The 23,923-nt window shown below is 67.9% G+C and carries 24 protein-coding genes; 15 read left to right on the top strand and 9 right to left on the bottom strand.

Annotated elements, in window-relative coordinates; genetic code table 11:
* Positions 1-6 precede the first annotated feature (6 nt).
* The 3 genes from deoC to xapA form a co-directional block, all read right to left on the bottom strand.
* Positions 7-969, bottom strand: a complete 963-nt coding sequence (gene deoC / locus H3H36_RS18090; protein WP_182219498.1) for a deoxyribose-phosphate aldolase — start codon at positions 967-969, stop codon at positions 7-9.
* Positions 966-2,159 (bottom strand): phosphopentomutase, encoded by a 1,194-nt coding sequence (locus H3H36_RS18085; protein ID WP_182219497.1) that lies wholly within the window; start codon positions 2,157-2,159, stop codon positions 966-968. Before H3H36_RS18085 ends, deoC begins: the two co-directional genes overlap by 4 nt.
* Before the next feature lie 97 nt (positions 2,160-2,256).
* Positions 2,257-3,096: a xanthosine phosphorylase gene (xapA, locus tag H3H36_RS18080; protein ID WP_182219496.1), complete on the bottom strand. Its 840-nt coding sequence runs from the start codon at positions 3,094-3,096 to the stop codon at positions 2,257-2,259.
* Between xapA and H3H36_RS18075 the strand changes: the two genes are divergently transcribed.
* The 4 genes from H3H36_RS18075 to H3H36_RS18060 all read left to right on the top strand — a co-directional run bounded on the left by H3H36_RS18075 (position 3,095) and on the right by H3H36_RS18060 (position 6,428).
* Positions 3,095-3,313 carry a hypothetical protein gene (locus H3H36_RS18075; protein WP_182219495.1) on the top strand — a complete coding sequence of 73 codons (219 nt, stop codon included), beginning with the start codon at positions 3,095-3,097 and terminating at the stop codon, positions 3,311-3,313. The genes xapA and H3H36_RS18075 overlap by 2 nt on opposite strands.
* 78 nt (positions 3,314-3,391) lie before the next feature.
* Positions 3,392-4,543, top strand: a complete 1,152-nt coding sequence (locus tag H3H36_RS18070; protein WP_182219555.1) for a carbohydrate kinase — start codon at positions 3,392-3,394, stop codon at positions 4,541-4,543.
* A gap of 33 nt (positions 4,544-4,576) precedes the next feature.
* Positions 4,577-5,500, top strand: coding sequence for a pseudouridine-5'-phosphate glycosidase (locus H3H36_RS18065; RefSeq protein ID WP_182219494.1), 924 nt, complete (start codon positions 4,577-4,579; stop codon positions 5,498-5,500).
* A gap of 19 nt (positions 5,501-5,519) precedes the next feature.
* Entirely contained in the window at positions 5,520-6,428 is a 909-nt protein-coding gene (locus H3H36_RS18060) for a LysR family transcriptional regulator (protein WP_182219493.1), read from the top strand.
* Between the two features lie 78 nt (positions 6,429-6,506).
* On the opposite strand, the gene H3H36_RS18055 is transcribed toward H3H36_RS18060, so the two are convergent.
* From H3H36_RS18055 to H3H36_RS18040, 4 genes are all read right to left on the bottom strand, one after another.
* Entirely contained in the window at positions 6,507-8,267 is a 1,761-nt protein-coding gene (locus tag H3H36_RS18055; protein WP_182219492.1) for a GGDEF domain-containing protein, read from the bottom strand.
* Between the two features lie 114 nt (positions 8,268-8,381).
* Entirely contained in the window at positions 8,382-9,032 is a 651-nt protein-coding gene (pcp, locus tag H3H36_RS18050; protein WP_182219491.1) for a pyroglutamyl-peptidase I, read from the bottom strand.
* Between the two features lie 14 nt (positions 9,033-9,046).
* Complete coding sequence (locus H3H36_RS18045) at positions 9,047-10,003, bottom strand: DUF979 domain-containing protein (RefSeq protein WP_182219490.1); 957 nt, start codon at positions 10,001-10,003, stop codon at positions 9,047-9,049.
* Complete coding sequence (locus H3H36_RS18040; protein ID WP_182219489.1) at positions 10,000-10,770, bottom strand: DUF969 domain-containing protein; 771 nt, start codon at positions 10,768-10,770, stop codon at positions 10,000-10,002. The genes H3H36_RS18045 and H3H36_RS18040 overlap by 4 nt, the downstream gene beginning before the upstream one ends.
* A 194-nt stretch (positions 10,771-10,964) precedes the next feature.
* On the opposite strand from H3H36_RS18040, the gene H3H36_RS18035 reads away from it, so the two are divergent.
* The 10 genes from H3H36_RS18035 to H3H36_RS17990 all read left to right on the top strand — a co-directional run bounded on the left by H3H36_RS18035 (position 10,965) and on the right by H3H36_RS17990 (position 20,404).
* On the top strand, positions 10,965-11,477 hold the full coding sequence (locus H3H36_RS18035) for a MarR family winged helix-turn-helix transcriptional regulator (protein ID WP_182219488.1): 513 nt from the start codon (positions 10,965-10,967) through the stop codon (positions 11,475-11,477).
* A gap of 249 nt (positions 11,478-11,726) precedes the next feature.
* The gene (locus H3H36_RS18030) at positions 11,727-12,914 is read left to right on the top strand and encodes an MFS transporter (RefSeq protein ID WP_182219487.1); all 1,188 of its coding nucleotides are present in this window, start codon (positions 11,727-11,729) and stop codon (positions 12,912-12,914) included.
* 27 nt (positions 12,915-12,941) lie between these two features.
* On the top strand, positions 12,942-13,562 hold the full coding sequence (locus H3H36_RS18025; protein WP_182219486.1) for a hypothetical protein: 621 nt from the start codon (positions 12,942-12,944) through the stop codon (positions 13,560-13,562).
* A gap of 60 nt (positions 13,563-13,622) precedes the next feature.
* On the top strand, positions 13,623-14,435 hold the full coding sequence (locus H3H36_RS18020; protein ID WP_182219485.1) for an AfsA-related hotdog domain-containing protein: 813 nt from the start codon (positions 13,623-13,625) through the stop codon (positions 14,433-14,435).
* 57 nt (positions 14,436-14,492) lie between these two features.
* Positions 14,493-15,176: an HAD family hydrolase gene (locus H3H36_RS18015; RefSeq protein ID WP_182219484.1), complete on the top strand. Its 684-nt coding sequence runs from the start codon at positions 14,493-14,495 to the stop codon at positions 15,174-15,176.
* Between the two features lie 10 nt (positions 15,177-15,186).
* On the top strand, positions 15,187-15,708 hold the full coding sequence (locus H3H36_RS18010; RefSeq protein ID WP_182219483.1) for a DUF2165 family protein: 522 nt from the start codon (positions 15,187-15,189) through the stop codon (positions 15,706-15,708).
* A 39-nt stretch (positions 15,709-15,747) separates the two neighbouring features.
* The gene (locus H3H36_RS18005) at positions 15,748-17,196 is read left to right on the top strand and encodes an efflux transporter outer membrane subunit (protein WP_182219482.1); all 1,449 of its coding nucleotides are present in this window, start codon (positions 15,748-15,750) and stop codon (positions 17,194-17,196) included.
* Positions 17,197-17,220: 24 nt separating this feature from the next.
* Entirely contained in the window at positions 17,221-18,435 is a 1,215-nt protein-coding gene (locus tag H3H36_RS18000; RefSeq protein ID WP_182219481.1) for an HlyD family secretion protein, read from the top strand.
* A 13-nt stretch (positions 18,436-18,448) separates the two neighbouring features.
* Positions 18,449-20,032, top strand: coding sequence for a DHA2 family efflux MFS transporter permease subunit (locus H3H36_RS17995; RefSeq protein ID WP_182219480.1), 1,584 nt, complete (start codon positions 18,449-18,451; stop codon positions 20,030-20,032).
* Between the two features lie 111 nt (positions 20,033-20,143).
* Positions 20,144-20,404 carry a DUF4148 domain-containing protein gene (locus H3H36_RS17990; RefSeq protein WP_182219479.1) on the top strand — a complete coding sequence of 87 codons (261 nt, stop codon included), beginning with the start codon at positions 20,144-20,146 and terminating at the stop codon, positions 20,402-20,404.
* A 54-nt stretch (positions 20,405-20,458) separates the two neighbouring features.
* Here the strand turns inward: H3H36_RS17990 and H3H36_RS17985 are convergent, their stop codons facing one another.
* Complete coding sequence (locus H3H36_RS17985) at positions 20,459-20,887, bottom strand: hypothetical protein (RefSeq protein WP_182219478.1); 429 nt, start codon at positions 20,885-20,887, stop codon at positions 20,459-20,461.
* A 286-nt stretch (positions 20,888-21,173) separates the two neighbouring features.
* Here H3H36_RS17985 and H3H36_RS17980 point away from each other — a divergent pair, with 286 nt between their 5' ends.
* A complete protein-coding gene (locus tag H3H36_RS17980) occupies positions 21,174-21,521 on the top strand; it encodes an NUDIX domain-containing protein (protein WP_229219968.1) in 348 nt (115 codons plus the stop codon).
* A gap of 65 nt (positions 21,522-21,586) precedes the next feature.
* Here the strand turns inward: H3H36_RS17980 and H3H36_RS17975 are convergent, their stop codons facing one another.
* On the bottom strand, positions 21,587-23,899 hold the full coding sequence (locus H3H36_RS17975) for a TonB-dependent receptor (RefSeq protein WP_182219477.1): 2,313 nt from the start codon (positions 23,897-23,899) through the stop codon (positions 21,587-21,589).
* Between the last annotated feature and the right edge of the window lie 24 nt (positions 23,900-23,923).

Genomic DNA, 23,923 nt, shown 5'->3' with positions numbered 1-23,923 from the left:
GTGATCTTAAGGTTGCGCGTGGCGGTGGGCGGCCGAGTAAGCACCCGTGACGTAGTGCTCGAGCTGGCGCTCGATGTCCGTCAGCAGGCTGGAGGCGCCGATGCGGAACAGGTGCGGCTCCAGCCATTCGTTGCCAAGTTCTTCCTTCATCAGCGTCAGATACTGCAACGCGGCCTTGGCCGTGCTCACGCCGCCGGCCGGCTTGTAGCCGATCTTGAAGCCGGTCTGCTCATGGTATTCACGGATCGCGCGCACCATCGTCAGCGAAACGGGGATGGTGGCGTTCACGGGTTCCTTGCCAGTGGAGGTCTTGATGAAATCGGCGCCCGCCATCATGCACACCCACGAGGCCTTGGCCACGTTTTCCAGCGTGACCAGTTCGCCCGTGGCCAGGATGGCTTTCACGTGCGCGTCGCCGCAGGCCTGGCGGTAGGCCACCATCTCGTCGTACAGCGCCTGCCAGTTCCCCGTCAGCACGTGCTGGCGGGTGATGACGATGTCGATCTCGGAGGCGCCGGCGGCCACCGAGAGCTCGATCTCGCGCACCTTGGTCTCCAGGCTGGTCAAGCCGGCCGGGAAGCCGGTGGAGACGGCGGCGATCGGCAGGCGGCCCTGCAGCACTTGCGCGGCCGGCTTGATCATCTCGTGGTAGACGCACACGGCGCCCGTCGTCAGCGGGTAATCCTGCAAGCCCATGGCCTGCACCAGGTCGGCGCGCAGCGGGCGCAACGCCTTGCGGCACAGGCGCTCCACGCGGCCCGGCGTGTCGTCGCCCGACAGCGTGGTCAGGTCGATCAGGCCGATGGCCTTGACCAGCCACGCGGCCTGGTATTCCTTCTTGACCGTGCGGCGGTTGGCCAGGCTGGCCGCGCGGCGGTCGGCGGCGGCCTTGTTGATGTGGATGTGGTTGATCCAGCCCAGGTCCAGGGGGACCGCTTCGTTGCGCTTGAAGCCGGGAGTAGTGCTCATAACAGGTTGGTTCCGTTCGAAAGAGGTTGGACGCCGAGGTGGTGGGCCACGGTCTGGCCGATGTCGGAGAAGGTCTCGGAGATGCCCAGCGCGCGCGGCTGCACGCCGGGGCCGAAGAAGATCATCGGGATGTGTTCGCGCGTGTGGTCCGAGCCGGTCCAGGTGGGATCGCAGCCATGGTCGGCCGTCACCACCACCAGGTCGCCTTCGCGCAGCTTGGCCATGAATTCGGGCAGGCGCGCATCCATCTCGTGCAGCGCATTCGAATAGCCGGCCACGTCGCGGCGGTGGCCGAAGGCCTGGTCGAAATCGACGAAGTTGACGAAGGTGAGCGCGCCGTCGCCGGCCTCGTCGGCCACCTTGAGCAGCGCGTCGAACAGGGCCATGTTGTCGGCGCCCTTGACCACGCGCGACACGCCTTGCGCGGCGAAGATGTCGCTGATCTTGCCCAGCGCGATCACCTCGCCGCCGCCATCCTTCACGTGGTCCAGCAGCGTGGGCGCGGGCGGCGCCACGGCGTAGTCATGGCGGTTGGTGGTGCGGGTGTACTTGCCGTTGGCGCCCACGAACGGCCGGGCGATCACGCGGCCGATGTTGTACGGCTCGACCAGCTTGAAGGCCAGTTCGCACAGTTCGTACAGGCGCTCCAGGCCGAACGACTCCTCGTGCGCGGCGATCTGCAGCACGGAATCGGCCGAAGTGTAGATGATCGGTTTGCCGGTGGCCACGTGCTCGTCGCCGTGCTTGTTGATGATCTCCGTGCCGGAGGCGTGGCAGTCGCCCAGGAAGCCGGGCACCTTGCCCAGCTCGCGCAGGCGCGCCGTCAATTCGGCCGGGAACGAAGGCACGGTGCGGGGGAAGTAGCCCCAGTCGAATTCCACCGGCACGCCGGCGATTTCCCAGTGGCCGCTCTGGGTATCCTTGCCCGTCGAGCGCTCACGGGCGGCGCCGTAGGCGGCCGTGAAGCCGTCGCGCCGGGCGAAGCCGTCGGCCCACTGCCCGCAGGCCGCGTGGGCGGCGGCCGCCAGGCCCAGTTTTTCCAGCGTCGGCAGGTTCATCGGCGCGCCGGCCCTGGCGGCCCAGGCGGCGATGTGGCCAAAGGTGTTGGCGCCCGAATCGTTGTACTTGGCGGCGTCCGGCGTGGCGCCGAGGCCGAAGGAATCCAGCAGGAGGATAAATGCGCGTTTCATGATGTGCTCCGGTGCGGCTAGGTATGCATTCAGTGTAAGCAGTGTAGGCCGATGGCCCAAAAAGCAAAGGGGCGGACCATGCCGCCCCGCAGAGGGATTACGCTTGCGGCGTTTTCGCCACGTTGGCCAGGAAGCCCAGTATCAGTTCGATCAGCGACTTGGCGCCCACGGCCGCGTACTTGAGCGTTTGCTCGTGCGACAGCGGGAACGGCGACAGGCCCTCGGCCAGGTTGGTGATGACGGATACGCCCACCACCTTCAGGCCGCAATGGCGGGCCGACACCACTTCCGGCACCACGGACATGCCCACCACGTCGGCGCCCAGCGTCTTGAAGGCGCGGATTTCAGCGGGGGTCTCGAAGTTCGGGCCGGCGTAGGCGATGTACACGCCTTCGTGCATGGTGATGCTCTTTTCGGCGGCCGTGGCCTGCAGCAGCTTGCGCAGGTCGGCGTCGTAGGCGTTGGCCATGCTGAAGAAGCGGGGGCCGAAACGTTCGTCGTTGGGGCCCATCATCGGCGTGCCGGGCAGGAAGTTGATATGGTCGGTCAGCGCCACCAGCGAGCCGGCGTCCACTTCGGTGCGCAGCGAACCGGCCGCGTTGGTCACGAACAGCATTTCGCAGCCGAGCAGCTTCATGGTGCGCACGGCCGACGTCATCACGCCCAGGCCATAACCTTCGTACACGTGGCCGCGGCCCTTCATGCACACGACGGACACGCCAGCCAGGTTGCCGATCACCAGTTCGCCGGCGTGGCCATGCACGGTGCTGATGGGGAAGCCGGGCAGCTCATCGTAGCTGATGGTCACCGCGTCCGTCATCTGTTCGGCCAGCACGCCGAGGCCGGAACCGAGGATCATCGCGATGCGCGGCTTGAAGTCGGCCGGAATACGGGCGCGGACAATGGCGGCGGCCTGGAATGGGGAATTGTTAGACATGGATATCCTCGTTGTTATCGGTATGGTTCGGAATGGCGATGCTGTGTTGCCCTGCGCGCGCAGCGCAGTCTGGCCGGGCGCCTGGCGCCGCTACAACAACTGCTGGCGATGCGGGTATGCTGTGGATCAAAACTGGTTGAACGACACTATGCCTGATCGTTATATGTATGGCAAATACCATTTTTCTTTACCATTTATACGAACAATGAATAAATAAGCGGGATTAAATGCCTGCTGATTTGACAGGCAATAAACATTTGTTTAGCATTGAAAACAAATGTTTATTGGAGTGGCCGTGACGGAACTGTCGAAAAAGGAACAGCTATACCAGCTGATCCGCGCCAACCCCTTCATTTCCCAGCAAGACCTGGCCATCGAATTGCGCCTGTCGCGTTCGGCCGTGGCCGGCCACATCGCCGGCCTGATCCGCGAACGCCGGCTGCTGGGCCGGGCCTATGTGCTGCCCGACCAACGCCCCATCGTGTGCATCGGCGCGGCCAACCTGGACCGCAAGCTGCGCACGCTGGCGCCGCTGCAACTGGGCACGTCCAATCCGGCCAGCGCCGAAGAAGTATTCGGCGGCGTGGCCCGCAACATCGCGGAAAACCTGACCCGGCTCGCCATCCCGGCCGCCCTGCTGACGGCGCTGGGCACGGACGCAGCCGGCCGCGCGCTGGCCGACCACGCGCAAGCGGCCGGCATCGACATGCGCGCCAGCCTGCACGTGGCCGATTGCGCCACCGGCACCTACACGGCCGTGCTGGACGCGGGCGGCGAAATGACGGTGGCGCTGGCCGACATGGCCCTCTACGACCGCCTCACGCCATCGTTCCTGGCCAGCCGCCAGCCGCAACGCGCGGCCGCCGCCATGACGGTGGCCGACCTGAACCTGCCGCGCGACAGCGTCGCCCTGCTGCTGGCCGACGCCCGCCACGACGCCGTCCCGCTGATCATCGTGGCGGTGTCGCAGCCCAAGATGGCGCGCTTGCCGGCCGACCTGCACGGCCTGCGGCTGCTGATCCTCAACCGCGGCGAACTGGAAACCCGGGTCGGGCGCGCCCTGCCCACCGAGGACGACGTGGCCGCCGCCTGCCGCCAAGTGCAGGCCCAGGGCGCGCGCGACGTGATCGTCACCTGCGGCGGCCAGGGCGTGTTCCACACCACGGCGGGACCAGGCCAGCTGGCCTGGCTGCCGGCCCACCAGGTCGAGGTGGTGGACGTGACGGGCGCCGGCGACGCGTTCGCGGCCGCCGTCTGCTGGTCGCTGTACCAGGGCAGCGACGACCTGGGGCTGGCCTGCCGGCGCGGCCTGAAGGTGGCCGCCATGACGCTGGAAAGCCCGGACACCGTCTCGCCCGTGCTGGCGGCCGACGTGCTCGACGAGATCAACGACTTCGACCTGGACGCGCCGCCCTTGCCCGCATCGGCCGCGCCGGCCATCCGCTAACGCCACCAACACGCCAACGACAGGAGCTCCAACATGCACCCCTTCCTCTCCTTTTCGCCTGAAGTAGCAGCCGCCCGCGCCGCCGGCAAAGCCATCGTGGCGCTGGAATCGACCATCATCTCGCACGGCATGCCGTATCCGCAGAACGTGCAGATGGCGCGCGAAGTGGAACAGATCATCCGCGACGGCGGCGCCGTGCCGGCCACCATCGCCATCATCGAAGGCAAGATCTGCATCGGCCTGTCGCCCGAACAGCTGGAACAGCTGGCCACGGCGCCCGACGCCATGAAGGTGAGCCGGCGCGACCTGCCCTACGTGCTGTCGCAGGCCAGGCTGGGCGCCACCACGGTGGCCGCCACCATGATCTGCGCACAACTGGCCGGGATCGAGGTGTTCGTCACGGGCGGCATCGGCGGCGTGCACCGCGGCGCCGAGACCAGCTTCGACATCTCGGCCGACCTGCAGGAACTGGCCCACACCTCGGTGGCCGTGGTATGCGCGGGCGTCAAGTCCATCCTCGACATCGGCCTCACGCTGGAATACCTGGAGACGCACGGCGTACCCGTGGTCAGCGTGGGCCAGCCCGGCTTCCCCGCCTTCTTCACGCGCGAGAGCGGCTACCACGCCGACTTCCAGCTCGACACGGCGGCCGAACAGGCGGCCTTCATCCGCACCAAGTGGGAGCTGGGTTTGAAAGGCGGGGTGGTGGTCAGCAACCCGGTGCCGGCGGTGGACGCCATGCCCAAGGCGGAAATCGACGCCATCACGGAGCAGGCCTTGAACGAGGCGGCCCAGCGCGGCATCACGGGCAAGCAGGTCACGCCCTTTCTGCTCAGCCGCATCAAGGACTTGACGGCCGGGCGCAGCCTGGCCACCAACATCGCGCTGGTGAAGCACAACGCGCGCGTGGGCACGGCGCTGGCCCGCGCGCTGCACGCCCACCCGGCGACCCGCTGAACCACGCGAGCATCACGCCATGTCCATCGACCTGAAACAGTTACGCTACTTCCTGGCCGTGGCCGAGGAGAAAAGCTTCAGCCGGGCGGCCGAGAAGCTGCACATCTCGCAGCCGCCGCTGAGCCAGCAGATCATGAAACTGGAGGCGGAACTGGGCGTGCGCCTGTTCGCCCGCACCACCCGCACCTTCGAGCTGACGGTGGCGGGCAAGGCGTTGATGCAGGAAGCGACCGAACTGCTGGCGCGCATGCGCATGACCATCGACACCATCCGCCAGATCGACCGCGGCGAAGTGGGACGGCTGCGGGTGGGCATCGTCGGTTCGGCCATGTGGGGCCCCATCCCCAGCCTGCTGGAGGAATTCCAGACCAAGTACCCGCGCGTGACGTGGACCCTGCACGAACTGGGCCCCACGGTGCAGTACGACGCGCTGCGCGCCAAGCAGGTGGACGTGGGCTTCTGGCGCGAACCGAGGCTGGACGAGGATGAACTCAAGCGCGACAACCTGCGCCAGGAACTGTGCTACCGCGAGAACGTGTGCGTGGCCATCAACGACCACCACCCGCTGGCCGCGCGCGCCGAGATCGACCTGATGGACATCGCCAAGGAACCGATGCTGACGCTGGCGCTCGACAAGTCCTCCTTCCCCCGCTACCTGATCGAATGCTGCGTCAAGGCCGGCTTCCAGCCGACGATCTTCCAGGAAGCGAACGAGCCGCAGACGCTGCTGGCCATGGTGGGCGCGGGCCTGGGGGTGACGCTGCTGCCGGAGACGACCAGCCGCATCGGCTGGCCCGGCGTGGTGTTCGTGCCGCTGCGCGATCCGCCGTCGGCCAACCTGTACATCACCTACCCGGCGCTGGACGACGCGCCCGTGGTGCGCGCCTTCCTCAACATCATCAATCCGCCGGCGCGGGGCGAGGGCTGAGGCCTGGCGGCCGCGCCCCTGCCGCGCCCGTCCCGCGCGCCACGATCACGCCACGATCACGCCACCATCACGCCACCATCACGCCACCATCACGCAATTGCGCCCGCCGTTCTTGGCCCGGTACAGGGCCTGGTCGGCCCGCAGCAGCAGGCGCGCAATGCTGTCGCCGCCGTCCGCTTCCAGCGCCGCCACGCCCACGCTGACGGTCATGCTGTAGTGCCGGCCATCGTCGGCCCGCAGCGGCAGCGCCGCCACCGAGGCGCGCAGGCGCTCGACCAGCTCGACGGCCACCTGCGGCCCCGTATCGGTCAGCAGCAGCACGAATTCCTCGCCGCCGAAACGGGCGATCAGGTCGGCGCCGCGCATGGTCTCGCCCAGCACGTCGGCGATGGCCACCAGCGCGCGGTCGCCCGCCAGGTGGCCATGCTCGTCGTTGATGCGCTTGAAGTGGTCGATGTCGAGCATGCACAGGGTCAGCGCGTGGCCGTAGCGGCGCGCGCGTGCGATCTCGTGCTCGATCCATTCCATCATGCGGCGCCGGTTCGGCAAGCCGGTCAGCTCGTCCGTGCTGGCCCGCAGCTCCAGTTCCGCGTTGGCGCTGCGCAGCTCGCGCGTGCGGTGCTCGACGCGCGCCTCCAGCTGCAGCCGTTCCTCGTTCAACGCCCGGTGCAGGCGCAGCGCGCGGCGCGCCAGCGCGAAGCAGAACATGGCCGGCAGCGGCAACCAGGTGAGCGCGCCGTTGAAGTGGACGATGTCGTCGACGCCAGCCGGCAGCGTGTAGCCCCAGCCGGCCCGCAGCCAGGGCGCCAGCCAGGGGTCCCACAACTGGTGCACCAGGTCGATGTACAGCGACGGGGCCAGGCCCAGCATGAGCAGCAAGCCATCCTGGCTGTCATGCTCGCCGCGCCGCCAGCTCAGCCAGCCGCCCAGCATGATCAGCGATTCGACCACCATGTCCTGCATGTTCTCGTAGGTGAAACGATCCATGTCCGGTATGGGCAACGGTACGCCGGCCAGCGCCAGCAGCGACCAGCCCAGCAGGGCTGCGTCGACGACGATCACGGCGCGCAAGGCGCGCGCCAGCCACACGCTGCTGCGCTCGAAGCGCCCAAAGTGCATGGCCAGCCAGCACAGCACGCAGGTCGACAGCGGCGTGGCCAGCTGCCACAGCCAGCCGCAATCGACGCCCAGCAGCAGCACGTCCAGCCGCGCGTAGGTCAGCAGCGACAAACCCAGGGCCACCGAATAGCCCGCATATTCGCCAAATTCGCGCTCGCGCAGGGCCAGGCCGAAGGCGGCCGTGAACATGGCCGACGTCAGCAGCAGGATGGACGCCAGCAGCGTCGTCATCAGGGTGCGCTGCTGGGCCGGCAACACGTCGGCCAACGGGCCCTGGCCGCGCGCGATCACGCGCTCGGGGTAGGCGGGATTGTAGGCATCCAGTTTGAGGTACAAGGGGCTGGCCTGCAGGCCGGCGAGCGGCAACAGCAAGCGCCAGCCCTGCTCCAGCGGGCCGCCGGCGGCGCCGGGGCGCAACTGGCGGCCGGCGCTATCGAACAAGGTCATGCGCAACATGGGCGAATGCTGCAGCACCACGTAATCGGTGCCGGCGCCGGCCGCCGCCACCCGCAGCCAGCAAGCGTCGCCACGGGCGACCAGGGCGCCGTCCGCGGGCAAGGGCAGCCAGCCCGCCGCCATGCTGGCCGGCCACACCGGCGCTGGCGGACCGCAGCGGTAATCAAGCAGGGCCAACGCCTGCCGCGCCTGGCACGTCATGGGCAGCAATGCGGCCCACGAGCACAGGAAAGCGGCGATGACGCGGCGTAGTCTGCTATGCATGGATGAAGTGGGGAATGGCGCGGCCGTACAGGATGCGCGGCAACTAATATTTACAGTCAGAACGATTATAGCCTGCTGTCAATATTGACAACACCATCCGGGCGAAAGAAACCGTCAATGTGTCACGCCGCCGGCCTCGCGCAGGTCGACGTCGTAGGCCAGCGCCGTGCGCACGGCGATGCGCAAGCCTTCGATCATGTCGGCAAGCCGCATGCTGGGCGTGCCCGGATGGCGCGCCGCCTGCTGTGGCAAATAGGGCACGTGGATCAGGCCGGCGCGCATGGTGGTGCCCCAGTCGGCCGCCTGGTGCATCAGGCTGTAGAACACGTGGTTGCACACGAAGGTGCCGGCCGACTGCGACACGGACGCCGGCAGCCCGGCCGCGCGCAACTGGTGCACGATGGCCTTGATGGGCAGCGTGGAGAAATAGGCGGCTGGGCCACCCGCCACCACCGGCACGTCGACCAGCTGGCGCTTGCGGTTGTCCTGGATGGGCGCGTCGTCGACGTTGATGGCGATGCGCTCGACCGTCATGTCGACCCGGCCGCCGGCCTGGCCCACCATGATCACGAGGCTGGGCTGGAGCTCCTCCACGATCTGGTGCAGCAGGCGGCTGGCCACCCCGAACGCACACGGCAGCTGGCGCGCCACCACCACGAAATCGCCCTCCTGCCAGTCGCCCAGCACGCGCACGGCTTCCCATGATGGGTTGATGTCGTCCTTGTTGAACGGCTCAAAGCCCGTCAACAATATGATTTTGTTCATGCATTTCGCTCCAGTTACCAGTACATCAGAACATACAACAGGGCCACGTTGATGGCCAGCAGCGGCAAGGCGGTGGGCAGCTGCGCCTTGATCACGCCATGCTTGTCATCCAGCTCCAGCAAGGCCGCCGGCACGATGTTGAAGTTGGCCGCCATCGGCGTCATCAGGGTGCCGCAGTAGGCGCTGAACATGCCGATGGCCGCCATCACGGCCGGATCGGCATGGTACACCCCCACCAGCACGGGGATGCCGACCCCGCCCGTCATCACGGGAAACGCGGCGAAGCCATTGCCCATCACGATGGTAAACAGCGCCATGCCCAGGCAATACACGAGCACCGCCGCCAGCCGCGTGTCCAGCGCGATCCACTGCGTGACGACGTGGGCCACGGCCTTGCCCACGCCGGCCTGCACGAACAGCAGGCCCAGCACGGCCAGCATGTGCGGCAGCACGACGGCCCAGCCCATGCTGTCGACCAGCCGGCGCGCCTCGCGCAGCGCCTGCAGCGGGGTGGCGCGGGTCAGCCAGCAGGCCGCCGCCACGGCCAGCAGCGCGCCGCAGCCCAGGCACACCAGCGTCAGGTTCTTCACCTCCAGCAGCGGCGCGCCAGCCAGCCGGACATCCTTGAGCAGCGTGGCGCCGGCGATGGTGACGGCCGGGATCAGCAGCGCCGGCAGCAGCAGCCGGTGTCCCAGGCGCCGGGCGCTGGCGGCCCGTTCGGCCGCTGTCCGTTCCCCGTGGCGGCCCGGCAGCACGCCGCCCAGGCCGGCCAGCAGCGCCATCACCACCATGGCCAGCCCCACCGCTTGCGGCGGCAGCCGCTCGCCCGCCAGGTAGACCAGCGCGTACAGGCCCCAGAACAGGGCGGCCGTGTGGCGCCGCGGATGGTGGCGGTCGCGCAGCGTCATGAGGGCGATCAGCAGCAGCATGGCGCCCACCACCGGGTAGAAGAAATCGAGCGTGAGGGTCATGCGCCATCTCCGGCCGGGCGTTCGTCCGGCGCGTCGCCGTGGCGCGCCGGCTGCGCCGTGCCGGCCGCGCGCGCCAGCGCCTGCGCACCGGCGCGCGCGATGCGCGCGTCAAGCCGGCGCAGGCGCCAGGCGTGGATCACGAACGCGCTGACGGCCGTCGGTATGCCCCACAGCGCCATGCGCAGCGGATCGACTTCCAGCCCTTCGCCGTGCAAGATGGTCTGCATCAGCACGATGGCGCCGAAGGCGACGAAGATATCCTCGCCGAAGAACAGGCCGACGTTGTCGGTGGCCGCGGCCATGGCGCGGATGCGCTGGCGCAGCGCCCGGTCCAGGCCCGGATGGCGGGCCGCGGCCACCCCTTCGGCCATGGGCGCCACCAGCGGGCGCACCATGGTGGGATGGCCGCCCAGGCTGGTCAGGCCGAAGGCGGCGCTCAGTTCGCGCGCCAGCAGGTAGGCGATCAGCAGGCGGCCCGTGGTGGCCGAGCGGATGCGGGTCACCACGGCCTGGGCGTACTCGCGCAGGCCGTAGCGTTCCAGCAGGCCGATGGCGGCCAGCGGCAGCAGCAGGATCAAGGGCAGGTTGCGGGTCCGGACGAAGGCCAGTCCCAGCGCGGCCAGCCAGTCGCCGGGCGGCATGGCGATGGCCGCGCCGGTGGCGGCGCAGGCGGCCACCACCACCAGCACGGGATGGAGCCGCAGCGCGAAGCCGGCCACGATCACGGCCACCCCGATCAAGGGCCACAGATTGACGGCTGCCTGCATGGGCGTTCCTTTCCGCGGAAAAATGCTGGCATGATCTTACCCCAGCCAGCCCCTGCCGCGTGGCCCAAACGCGCCGGACGGCCCCCGCGCGCGCCCGGCGCGACGCGCCTTGATATAAAAAGCAAAATTTTCTTTGACAGCCACAATTTAGCACGCTAATATTTATCCAACTACTAATCAAACGAGACACCACCATGTTGGAACTCAAGGATTTACCCAGCTTCGATACCTTGTCGCAATTTGCCAAGCTGTATCCCAACCCCGATGTCGAGGGCTTGCAAACGTGGCTGCTGCTGTCGCGCAGCTGCAGCGACATGATGGCCGAGTTCGAAGTGAACCTGGCCCGCCATGGCCTGTCGCAGACCAAGTTCTTCGTGCTGCTGCTGCTCAAGCGCAGCCCCGGCGGCCTGGGCGTGGGCCGGCTGGCCGAGGGCGTGAGCGTGTCTTCGCCCACCATGACGGGCATCGTCGACCGCCTCGAGCAGGCCAAGCTGTGCCGGCGCGAGCAGGACGTGGGCGACCGCCGCGCCTGGGTGGTGCGGCTGCTGCCGGCCGGCGAGGCGCTGTTGGCCGAAGCCCTGCCCGAGCACTACAGCTGGGTGGCGCAGCTGATGAGCGTGTTCAGCCCCCAGGAACGCGAGCAATTGCGTAGCCTGATGCGCAAGCTCAACGCCAGCATGGCCGACATCAAGGCGGTGGCGGCCTGAGTGACGCCATGGCCGGGGCCGGGCGGCCTGCCCCGCCCGGCCAACGCAAGGTGGATTTTTTTTGCATAAAATATGTAGCCGGCTATATAGTTAAAGGCTATTTTTATGCTAATATTGAAAACGTGACTTAATTACAATTAATTCGGACTGCTGGCGATGCCAGTTTTTTTTGAACTAATTATTTAGCCTACTACATAGTGCCTAGCTAAATAAAAGCCGTCGTATTAATAGCCAACGAAAGGATAGACCATGAAGCATCCGGTTGCCGTCTTGACCCTGCTGGCCCTGTGCGGCCTGGCCGCCGTGTCCCAGCTCTACCTGCCGCTACCGCTGCTGGGCCAGATCGGCCGTCAGTTCGGTCTGGACGCGGCCGGCGCCGGCGCCGCGCTGGGCGCGTTCAGCTTCGCCTACGCCAGCGGCTTCTTGCTGTTCGGTCCGCTGTCGGACCGCATCGGCCGCAAGCCCGTCATGGTGGGCGGCCTGCTGGCGCTGACGGCGACCACGCTGCTGCTGAGCCAGGCCAGCACGCCGGCCGAACTGTATGCGGGCCGCGCCCTGCAAGGGTTGGCCACGGCCGCCTTCCCGCCGGCCGCGCTGGCCTTCCTGGCCGAAGCGCTGCCGGGCCGGCTGCGCCTGTGGGGTTTGGCATGGCTGAGCACGGCCTTCCTGCTGGCCGGCCTGGTGGGCCAGATCTACGGCGGCCTGGCCGGCGCGGCCTACGGTTTCGGCTGGGCCGTGGCCCTGCCCTGCCCGATCTACCTGGCCACGGCCTGGATGCTGGCCAGCCTGCCGCAGGAATTACGGACACCCGTCACCACCCCGCTGCTGGCCAGCTACAGCGGCCTGCTGCGTGTGCTGCGCCAGCCCGCCCTGCGCACCGTGTACGGCGCCGCGCTGCCCCTGATGATGAGCTTCGTGGCCTTTTACCTGGGGCTGGACCATCACCTGGGCGCCGCGCTGCGGGCAGCCAACCTGAGCCCGCTGGCCGTGCGTGCCATCGCCTTGCCTGGCTTCCTGATGCCGCTGGCCGTGGCCGTGCTGCTGCCCCGCTTCGGCGCCCAGCGCATGGTCAGCGTGGGCCTGGCCACGGCCGCCACCGGGCTGGCTGCCGCCGCCCTGGCCGGTGGCGTGAGCGGCAACCTGGCCGCCACGCTGGCCGCCAGCGTGCTGTTCGTGGCCGGCGTGGGCATCAGTGTGCCGAGCCTGATCGCCCGTACCAGTGCCCTGGCCGAGGCCAGCTGGCGTGGCCAGGCCGTGTCGCTGTACACCTTCGTGCTGTTCAGCGGCGCCAGCCTCGGTCCCTGGCTGGCCAGCACGGCCACCCCGCTGCCGGCCGCCCGCTACTTCGGCTGCCTGGCCCTGCTGGTGGCCGGCGCCCTGATCGTCAGTTTGCCCACTGGCCGGCTGGCCGCCGGCGCCGCCGTGGCGCCCCGCTAACCGACCCCTACCAGAAGGAGAACCAACATGAAACCGAACACCAGCACCGCCAACGCCGGCCACCTGGCCGACCACCACCAGCCGCTGCCCGTGCGCCTCGATGCGCGCCTGCGCCCGCCGGCCGGCTTCGAGACCCTGGCCAGCGTCAACCCCGTCACGCTGGACGGCGCCCCGGCCTGGCACTTGCGCTACGAGCGCAGCGATGGCCAGAACGGCGGCCTGGGCGGCGAACACTACAGCATGGTGCTGTCGCCCTCGGGCCAGTTGCTGGGCAAGACGTGGTTCAGCGCGGCCCAATGCCACGGCGCGCTGCCCTCCGTGGCCCAGGCCCAGCGCATCGCCCATGCCTACCTGGAGCAACAGGCGCCGGACCTGCTGCCGGGCATGGCGCTGCAATGGGTGCAGCCGCACGACGAAACACTGCGCACCACGACGGCCGACGGCCAGCTGCGCACGCACACGCTGACGGGCATGAAGGTCAAGTGCCGCAACGAGCGCGATGGCCGCTACTTCTGGGTCATCGTCGGCGCCCACGGCGTGGTGCTGACCTTTGAACGCGACATCGTATGGGGTTTCACACGCAGCCTGCGCCAGACGGAGAAATGGCTGCATGACAGTTGGTTGATGGGGCACGCCGCCCTGGCTTGAGCTTGGCGCTTCGGACCGAAGGCACTTCACTTTTCCATTCACTTTTTATAGGAGGATTTTATGAACCTGCAACTCGTTATCGCTGAAGAATTCAACAAATTCGTACAAAAACCTGGCGTGCTGGCTTACCACACCCTGCTCGATCAACTGCGCCACAACCGCATCGAGTCCCTGCGCGGCAAGACCCTGGTGGCCGGCCAGGGCTTGAGCGGCATGCAGATCGACCATGCCTACTGCCTGGCCATCAGCCTGGGCCTGGGCCAGGAATTCGCCTGCTGGAACGAGTTGAACCGCCACAGCCGCGCCGGCCATGCGCTGTCGCACAAGCACCAGGACCAGAACGTGCTGATCTCCGTGCCGCGCAAGATCGACGAGACCCACTTCGAGGCCGACGTGCTGATCGACGCACGCAGCGAATTGATGCTGGACCACCTGACCGGCCTGCACGTGCAAGGCATGGTGCTGACGGAGGCGTGCCGCCAGATGTTCATCGCCACCACGGAAGCGCACTGCATGGGCCCCGACGCGCCGGCCAAGCGCTACTTCGTGATCAACGAAATGAACATGCGCTTCCTGCAGTTCGCGTTTCCGCTGCCGGCCACCATCCGCTACACGCTGCTGGACTTGCAGCGCCCCCGTCCGGACCGCGTCACCGTCGCGGCCGACATGGAAGTGTGGCAGAACGGGCGCGCCGTGGCCGGCATGGCCGTCAAGTTCGGCGTGTTCGACGACGCCTACCTGGGCCCGCGCGAAAACCAGCTGGCCGACCAGGCCCTGTCGCACAGCATGGACTGGCTGATGGCGGACCTGATCTCGCGTGGCCTGGGCCAGCCCGCCGCCACCCCAGCCCACGCCGTGGCCCTGCCGGCCTGACCGTCCACCGCAACCGGCCGGCGCGCGTGACAACGCGCCGGCCCACAGGAGAACCGCATGTCCCGCAACCGCTACGCTTTCTTCGACGTCGATGAAACCCTGATCGACCAGAAGAGCATGTTCACCTTCCGCGCCTTCTACCTGCGCGAACGGCTGGGCCCCGTGCGCGGCGCGCTGGCCGACTGGCTGGCCCAGCGCCACCTGCGCGCGCTGCTGCGCCAGGGCCGCGAACGCAACGAAGTGAACCGCGCCTACTACCGCGCGTTCCGCGGCCACGACCGCAACGCGCTGGCGGCCAGCGCCCGGCGCTGGTTCGCGCAAGCGTCGACCCAGCCCGGCTTCTACATCGCGCCCGTGCTGCGCGCGCTGCGCCGGCACCAGGCCGACGGCGTGCAGCCCGTGTTCGTGTCCGGCTCGGCGCTGGAAATCATCCAGCCGCTGGCCGACGCGCTGGGCGTGCACTACCTGCTGGTCAACCGCATGGCCGTCGAGCAGGGCCGCTACACGGGCGAGCTGCTGGCGCCGCAAACCATCGGCGCGGGCAAGCGCGAAGCGGTGGACGCCTTCCTGGCCGCCCACGGCGCCAGCGGCGCCCAGTGCTACGGCTACGGCGACCACCAGTCCGACCTGCCGCTGCTGGAAGCGGTGGGCCACCCCACCGTCGTGGCGCACGAGCTGTCGATGCTGACGCTGGCCAATGAACGCGGCTGGCCGGTGCTGATCCCCCACCCCACCATGTAAGGAGAGCTTCATGTCTACCCGCATTTCCGCCCTGAGCCGCCTGGTGCTGCTGACCGGCCTGGCCCTGTGGCTCAGTATCGCCGTGTTCAACAACCTGACCGATCCGGGCACCAACCGCCAGCTGCTGGGCCACATGCTGTCGATGGACTTGCTGCGCGCCGAGCCGGTGCTGGGCAATGGCCTGGCGTGGCACGCCTGGCCCGTGGAGCACGTGCCCACGCTGCTGTACGCAGTGGCGGCCGTGCAGGTCACGGTGGCGTCGGCCCTGTGGCTGGCGGCCCTGCTGTTCGCCCGCGCCGGCTGGAGCGGCAAGCAGCGCCAGTTGCGCCAGGCCCGCAGCGCCGGCGTGCTGGCCCTGTCCGGCTTCCTGCTGCTGTGGCTGTGGTTCGCCTGCGGCGGCCTGTGGTTCGGCTACTGGATCAAGCAAGGGGCCGTGCAATCGGTGCACCTGACCATGATCCTGATCGCGCTGGGCGCCCTGCTGTACGTGCAAAGCGCGCCGGTGGCCGAAGCCCCGCTGCACAGCGCCTGAACCTGAAACACGCAACACGGAAACTGAAGGAGAACCGAAATGAAAGCGTCCCTTTCCAAGCCTGGGCTGCCCGCCCCCTTGCTGACCACCGTGCTGGCGGCCCTGCTGCTGGCCGGCTGCGCCAGCCCCGGACCGCAACGGCCGCTGGCCACGCCGCTGGCGGCCGATGCGCTCGCCACGGGCGCCAGCGCCGCGCTGGGCGACTGGCCCGCCGCCGACTGGTGGCACGGGTTCCACGACGCCCAGCTGGACCGCCTGATCGCGCAAGCCATCGCCGGCGCCCCCGGCCTGGCCGAGGCGCGCGCCCGGCTGGAACGGGCCGACGCCCTGCTGCAGGCGCGCCGCGCCGACGGTGGCCCGGAACTGAGCGCCGACGCGGCCGCTGCCCGCCTGCGCTACAGCGGCAACGGCGCCGTGCCGCCCGCGCTGGCCGGCACCAGCCACACCTCGGCCGCGCTGACCCTGGGCTTGCGCTACGAATTCGACTTCTGGGGCCAGAACGGCGAACGGGTGGCGGCCGACCTGTCGCGGGCCGACGCGGCCCGCATCGAGGCGCGCGCCGCCGAAGCGACGCTGGCCGGCGCCATCGCCCACGACTACGTGGAACTGGCGCGCACGGAACAACAACTGGAACTGGCCCGGCGCCAGGTGGCATTGCGCCAGCGCGAAGTGACGCTGCGCCAGGCCCGCATGAAAACGGGGCTGGACACGGAAGTGGAATGGCGCCAGGCGCTGGCCGAGGTGCCGATGGCGCAGGCGGCCGTGGCCCAGCTGGCCAACCAGGCCACGCTGCTGCGCCACCAGCTGGCCGCGCTGGCCGGTGCCGGCCCCGCATTCGGCGAAGCGCTGGCCGTGCCCGCGCTGAAACTGGACCAGCCACTGACCTTGCCGGCCCGGCTGGACGCGGACCTGGTGGGCCGCCGGCCCGAGATCGTGGCCCAGCGCCTGCGGCTGGACGCGGCCGGCCATGACGTGGCCGCCGCCCGTGCCGACTTCTACCCCAACATCGACCTGACGGCCAGCGCCGGCGTGGCCGCGCTGGACGCGGGCAATCTGTTGCAAGGCAACAGCCGCCTGTTCGGCTTCGGCCCGGCCCTGCACCTGCCCCTGTTCGACGCGGGCCGCCTGCGCACCGGGCTGGCCATGCGCCACGCCGACTACGCCGTCGAAGTGGCGCGCTACAACCAGCTGGTGATCGGCGCCATGCGCGACGTGGCCGACCAGGTGGCCACCTGGCGCGCGCTCGACAGCCGCTTGGCCGCGCATGGCAGCGCCGTGCGCGAGCTGGACGCGGCCGAAAAGGCGGCCAGCCAGCGCTACCAGCAAGGCCTGTCGAGCTACCTGGTGGTGCTCGGTGTGCAGCAGCGCCAGCTGATCCAGGCCCAGGCCGACGCCGACCTGCGCGCGCGCCGCCTGCAAACGGCGATCCGCCTCAATCACGCACTGGGCGACGGTGTGGCGCTGGGCGCCGCGCCGGCCCAATCCTGACCCTCTTTTTGATCGGAGACCAACATGACTACCCAAGCCCCCGCCGTTCCCAACCAGGCCGTTGGCGCCCAACCGGCCGCCCAAGCTGCCAGCGCGGCGCCGGCCGCGCGCCGCAAGACCATGCTGGTGGCGCTGGCCGCCGCGCTGGGCGTGGCCGCCGTCGGCTACGGCGCTTACTGGTACACGAGCGCCCGCTTCCAGGTCTCGACCGACGACGCCTACGTGGCCGGCAACGTGATCCAGCTCACGCCCCAGGTGGCCGGCACCGTGGTGGCGATCCACGCGGACGACACCAACTTCGTGCAGGCCGGCACCGTGCTGGCCCAGCTCGACCCGACGGACGCCAAGCTGGCGCTGGAAAAGGCCAAGACCCAGTTGGCCCAGACCGTGCGCCAGACGGAGGCCCTGTTCCTGAACCAGTCGGCCCAGTCGGCCGCCGTGGCGCTGCGCGAAGCGGAGCTGCGCCGCGCCCGGGCCGACCTGGCCCAGCGCAGCGTGCTCAAAGGCAGCGGCGCCGTGTCCGAGGAGGAGATCCGCCACGCCGAGGATACGGCCCGCACGGCCGCCGCCGCGCTCGAGGCGAGCCGCCAGCAATACGCGGCCAGCCGCGCGCTGGCCGGCGCCGGCGCCGTGCGCGAGCACCCGGCCGTGGCGCAAGCCGTGGCCGCCCTGCAGGAAGCCCAGCTGACGCTGGACCGCACGGCCATCATCGCGCCCCAAAGCGGCTACGTGGCACGGCGCAGCGTGCAGATCGGCCAGCGCGTGGCCGTGGGCGCGCCGCTGCTGGCCGTGGTGCCGCTGGACCAGCTGTGGGTGGACGCCAACTTCAAGGAAAGCCAGCTGCGCCACATGCGCATCGGCCAGCCCGTCACGCTGACGGCCGACCTGTTCGGCCACAACGTGGTGTACCACGGCCGCGTGGCCGGGCTGGGCGCGGGCACCGGCAGCGCGTTCTCGCTGCTGCCGGCCCAGAACGCGACGGGTAACTGGATCAAGGTGGTGCAGCGCCTGCCGGTGCGGGTGGCGCTGGAGCCGTCCGAAGTGGCGGCCCATCCGCTGCGGGTGGGGCTGTCGATGGTGGCCGAGGTGGACGTGTCGCAGCAAAGCGGCGCGCAACTGGCCGGCGCCGTCAGCGGCGCGCCCGTGGCCCAGACCAGGGTGTACCAGGCCCAGGCCGAAGCCCGCGCCGGCGTGGCCGACATCGCCAACCAGATCGTGCGCGCCAACCTGCTGCGCTGAACGGAGCATCACCATGACCACCGCTAAAGCCACAGGCGCCACCACCGCCGCCACCGCGCCGGCCGTGCCGCCGCCGCTGACGGGCATGCGCCTGGTGTTCGCCTCCATCGCGCTGGCGCTCGCCACGTTCATGAACGTGCTCGATATCACCATCGCCAACGTGTCGATTCCGTCCATCGCGGGCGACATCGGCGTGTCGGCCAGCCAGGGTACGTGGATCATCACCTCGTTCGCCGTGGCCAACGCCATCGCCGTGCCACTGACGGGCTGGCTCACCCAGCGCTATGGACAGGTGCGCCTGTTCGTGGCGGCTGTGCTGCTGTTCGTATTGGCCTCGCTGCTGTGCGGGCTGGCCACCAATCTGGAAAGCATGATCGTGTTCCGCATCATGCAAGGCGCCGTGGCCGGTCCCATGATCCCGCTGTCGCAGGCGCTGCTGCTGCAAAGCTATCCGAAGGAGAAGTCCGGCATGGCGCTGGCCATGTGGGCCATGACCACCATGATCGCGCCCGTGATGGGGCCTATCCTCGGTGGCTGGATCTCGGACAATATCTCGTGGCCGTGGATCTTCTACATCAACATCCCCACCGGCCTGTTCGCCGCCTGGCTCACCTGGGTGCTGCTGCGCGACCGCGAGTCCGTGCGCGTGAAAAAGCCGATCGACGGCGTGGGCCTGGGCCTGCTGGTGGTGTGGGTGGGCTGCCTGCAGGTGATGCTCGACAAGGGCAAGGAGCTGGACTGGTTCAGTTCCGCGGAGACGGTGGTGCTGGGCCTGACGGCGGCCATCGCCTTCGCCGTGTTCGTGATCTGGGAGACCACGCACGAACATCCCATCGTGGACCTGAGCCTGTTCAAGGGCCGCAATTTCTCGATCGGCACGCTGGCGCTGTCGCTGGGCTACGGCGTGTTCTTCGCCAACCTGGTGCTGCTGCCCCTGTGGCTGCAGCAGTTCGCCGGCTACACGGCCACCTGGGCCGGCATTGTCAGCGCGCCGGTGGGCATATTGGCCCTGCTGCTGTCGCCGCTGGTGGGCAAGCATATCGGCCGCTTCGACGTGCGCTGGCTGGCCAGCTTCGCCTTCCTCGTGTTCGCAGTCGTGTGCTGGCTGCGTTCGCAGTTCAACATGCAGGCCGACGTGAGCACCATCATGCTGCCGCAACTGATCCAGGGCGCGGCCATGGCCACCTTCTTCGTGCCGCTGACGGCGCTGGCCCTGTCCGGCCTGCCCCCGCTGCGGCTGGCGGCCGCCTCCGGCCTGTGCAACTTCGCCCGCATCACGGCCGGCGCTTTCGGCGCCTCGGCCGCCGGCACCCTGTGGGACGACCGCGCCAGCCTGCACCACGTGCGCCTGGCCGAAGCCGTTTCGCCATATGCGCAGGCCACCCAGGACACGCTGGAGCGGCTGTCGCAGCTCGGCTATTCAGCCGCCCAGTCGTGGCAGCTGCTGGAACGCCAGGTCAACACGCAGGCCTACATGCTGGCCGCCAATGACCTGTTCTGGGGTTCGGCCCTGCTGTTCGTGTGCCTGATCGGCGTCGTCTGGCTGGCGCGGCCCGTGGCCAGCGCCGGCAAGGTCGATGCCGGGGGGGCCCACTAAGCGCCCACTAAGCGCCCACTCGATGCGCACCAAACGATTTATACCGTTTTCGCTTCACCGCAGTTGTTTGTTCTTTTAACCGCAGTACTCACTCACGACAGGAGCAATATCATGAAAACCACCGCTTTGATCGCCACCCTGATCATCACCGCCGCCAGCGCCACCGCCTTCGCCGCCGACGCTCCCGACACGACGCGCGGCGAAGCCGCCGACTCGGCATCGACCACCGCCCAGTCCCAGCCGGCAGCCGGCCTGACCCGCGAGCAGGTGCGCGCCGCCCTGTTCGAAGCCCGTAGCAAGGGCGAGGTGCCGGAAACGGAAGCGGACATGGACGTGGCGCAAACGCGCAAGCATCAGGCGCAGAACCGCTAAGCCGCCGTGTATCGGCAACTGGGGGCGTAACGCCATGAACAGGAAAGGAAAACGTTACGTCCCCATGTCACGCGCCGCATCGCGGCAATCGGCGGCCAGCCGCCAGCGCGCCTCGCCTGGAAACCGCAGCCAGAGCGCGTGCCATGCGTTGCGGTTTCCGCAACCATGAGCATTGACGAACTGCGATGGCGAGACACGCTTGCCCTCCGCAACCATGGCATCGCCTTCCACCGTGGCATAAGCGACCTGGCCTTGAAACGTGACGCGCAAATTGGTTCCCTCCGGCAGAAATAGCTGCTTCCATTGGTAGCCGTGGAGGGAAGCGGGCACCGCGTCGGCGCCGGCGTCGCCTCGGGCAATCCAGCTGCGCACGGCATCGCAGAGGGCGGCGCTGCTCATGTCGCCAAACCAGAGCTCGCCGGTGAAGGCAGTCAGCGCATGAAACACATCGTTCGGCAGGTGCACAGGGATGGGGTAGCTCATTTTGATCTCCAGGCTAAAACGTCTAATTCGATCCAGAACACTCTAGATCGCTCTATATCGCTCTGGAACAGCTCTAGAACACTCTAAAAATGACAGCGGGAAACCGCATAATTTTCTAAAACACTCTAGCTTCTATTGCCTGCTCCTGAAAATTAGACAACCATAGAGTGGAGTAGTTCAAATTCCATGGGAGTAGAGCGAACTAGAACGCTTTAGACGTTCTAGAACAGCTCCAGAAAAAAGTGCGGCAAGGTCGGTGTAGGCCACCACGCCACGCCCTGGGCAGTTGGTATCGGCCAATAGCAAAACACGGCAGCCGGGCGAGCATCCGCGCGTGACGGTGGCGCGTGAGCTGGAGGAGGAACTGGGCTTCGCAACGCCGCATCCGGTGGACGCGCCGCTGTTCGTGACGGTGACGCAAACGGTCGGACTGACGGCCGGCCACACGGACGTGTCGCTCTGGTACGTGGTCCACGCGCGCAGGGATCAAGCGATCCGCTACGATGAAGGGGAATTCGAACAGGTGCGCTGGTTCGCGCTCGACGAGGTGCCGCTCGAACGCGCGGACCCGCATATGGGCCGCTTCCTGGCCAAACTGACCACCGCCAGCCACCCAAATCACACGAACGCGTGATCGAAAAACAGCCCGCGCACCTTGCGGCACGCGGGCTGTGAAGGGAACGGCTAAACGGCGACGGCTTAGAAATTGACCTTGAACGTGGCGCCCCAGGTGCGCGGTTCGTTCAGCATGCCGGTCAGGTTGTCGAAGTCGATGGCGCCGATCAGCACCTGCTTGTTGGTGATGTTGCGGCCAAACGCGGCCACTTCATACTTGCCGCCATTCCAGCGGTAACCGGCGCGCAGGCCGCCTTCCGTCAACGGCTTGGCCTTGTACTCGGGCGCTTCGTACAGGAAGAAGTTATAGCTGCTGCGGTAGGTCCAGTCGGTGTAGGCATAGAACTCGCCGTCGCCCATCTCCTTGCTGTACTTCAGGGTGAAGTTCAGCTGGGTCTTGGGTGCGCGTGGCAGCGGGTTGCCGTCGATCCTGGAGGTGCCGGGAACCAGGGGATTCATATTGGTCGGCGTGCAGCCCGACGCCGCATTGTTCGTGTAATTGCCGCAGTACTGCACGAACAGGTTCTTGTCCTTGATCTCCGTGTCGTTGTAGCTGCCGCCCAGTGTCATGCTGAACGCATCGCTCAGGTTGGCCTGGAAGTCCACTTCCATGCCCTGGCCCGTCACCTTGTCGGCGTTGACCAGCTGGTTCATGTTGACGGCACCGCTGCCGGCCGTCAGCTGCTTGTCCTTGACACGGTACTGGAACAGGCTGGCCGACAAGCGGGCCCGCTTGTTGAACAAGTCCTGCTTGATCCCGGCTTCATACGACAGCGCCTTTTCCGCGCCGGCGAACGATGGCTTGTCGGTCAGGCCGAACAGGCGGCCCTGCATGCTGGGCGCGCGGTAGCCGGTGGCCACGCGGCCGAACAGGTTGGTGGTCTTGTCGAGCTCATAGGTGCCGCTCACGTCCCAGCTCACGTTATGCGACGTGTTGTCGATCTCGTGGAACGAGGACTGGGGCGGTTCCACCCGGCTGGCCGTGAAGTTCTTCTTGTCGCTGGTGTAGCGCAGGCCGCCGCGCAGTTTCAGCTTGTCGGTGACGGTGTAGTTGAGCGAGCCGAAAGCGGCCCATGACTTGGCGTCCTGGGTCTGGGTGGCATAGTTGGGCGACTGCGGATTGCCCGGCGTGAGCGAATCGAAGGCGATACTGTCGATGCGGATGTGTTCATCGAAGTAGAACAGGCCGGCGATCCACTGCAGCGGGCCCTGGTAGTTCGATTCGGCCCGCAGCTCCTGCGAGAACTGGCGGTGGCTGGGCAGCAGGTCGGCCGTCTCGACCGGGAACGGGATCACGCCGGGGCCGCTCGGCTGGGCGCCGATCACGGGGCCGCAGAACAGCGTGCAGCCGTAGCCGCCATCGACGTCGCCGCGGCTGTAGAAGTCCAGCGTCTCGTAGCCCGTGATCGAGTGCAGCGTGATGTCGCCCGCGTCGTACTTCAGGCGGATGTTGCCGCCCTTGGTCTGCAGGTGCTGGTAGTTCTGGCCGTCGGTCGGGTAGGCACCGTAGTCGAAGCCGTCCACCAGATCATTGGTGCCCTTCTTGATGATGTTGGCGCGGAACAGGGTGGCGCTGCCGTGGTAGTCGCGCTCATGGTAGTTGAACAGCGCACTGAAGTCCTTGTTCGGCTGCACCAGCGCCTGCAGGCGGAACGCCTGGTCGCCATAGCCCTCGAAGTCCTGGGTGCCCGTGTTGGGATGGGGATTGGTGTTGTGCACGCGGTTGCCGCGGTGCTGGCTGGTGCCCGAGAAGCGCAGCGCCACCGTGTCGCTGACGGGGATGTTGAACATGCCTTCGGCCGTCTTGGCCGAGTAATTGCCGATGCCCAGCGTGACATAGCCTTCCTGGCGGAACACGGGCCTGGCCGAATCGAACTTGATCACGCCGGCCGGCGAGTTGCGGCCGAACAGGGTGCCCTGCGGGCCGCGCAGCACTTCCACCTGGTCCACGTCGAACACGGGGAAGCCCTTGAGCATGGGGTTTTCCTGCACGATGTCGTCCATCACCAGGCCCACGGGCTGGGAGGCGTTCAAGTCAAAGTCGGTATTACCCAGGCCACGGATGTAGAAACGGGGGAAGGTGCGGCCATAGTCCGATTCCACGTTCACGCTGGGCGAGCGGCCGGCCAGGAAGCGGATATCGGCCGCGCCGGAGGTCAGCACGTCGAGCTTGTCGCCCTTCAAGGTGGCGATCGACATGGGCACGTCCTTGATGTTCTCGGCGCGGCGCTGGGCCGTCACGATCACCGTTTCCAGCTGGCCCGTCGCGGCCTGCTCGGTGGCCGGCGCATCCTGCGCGGGCGCTTCGGCGGCCATGGCCGCGTGCAGCGGGAAGGCGCCGGCCACGGCCAGCGCGATCAGCGTGCGGGTGGCAATACCATTACTTTTTCTTATCATGAGTACAACTCCCATTGGTCAAAC

The sequence above is a fragment of the Rugamonas fusca genome (assembly GCF_014042365.1).
Taxonomy (GTDB): domain Bacteria; phylum Pseudomonadota; class Gammaproteobacteria; order Burkholderiales; family Burkholderiaceae_D; genus Rugamonas; species Rugamonas fusca.
The sequence above is the reverse complement of the archived record's forward strand: the minus strand, read 5'-3'. Positions and strand labels throughout refer to the sequence as shown.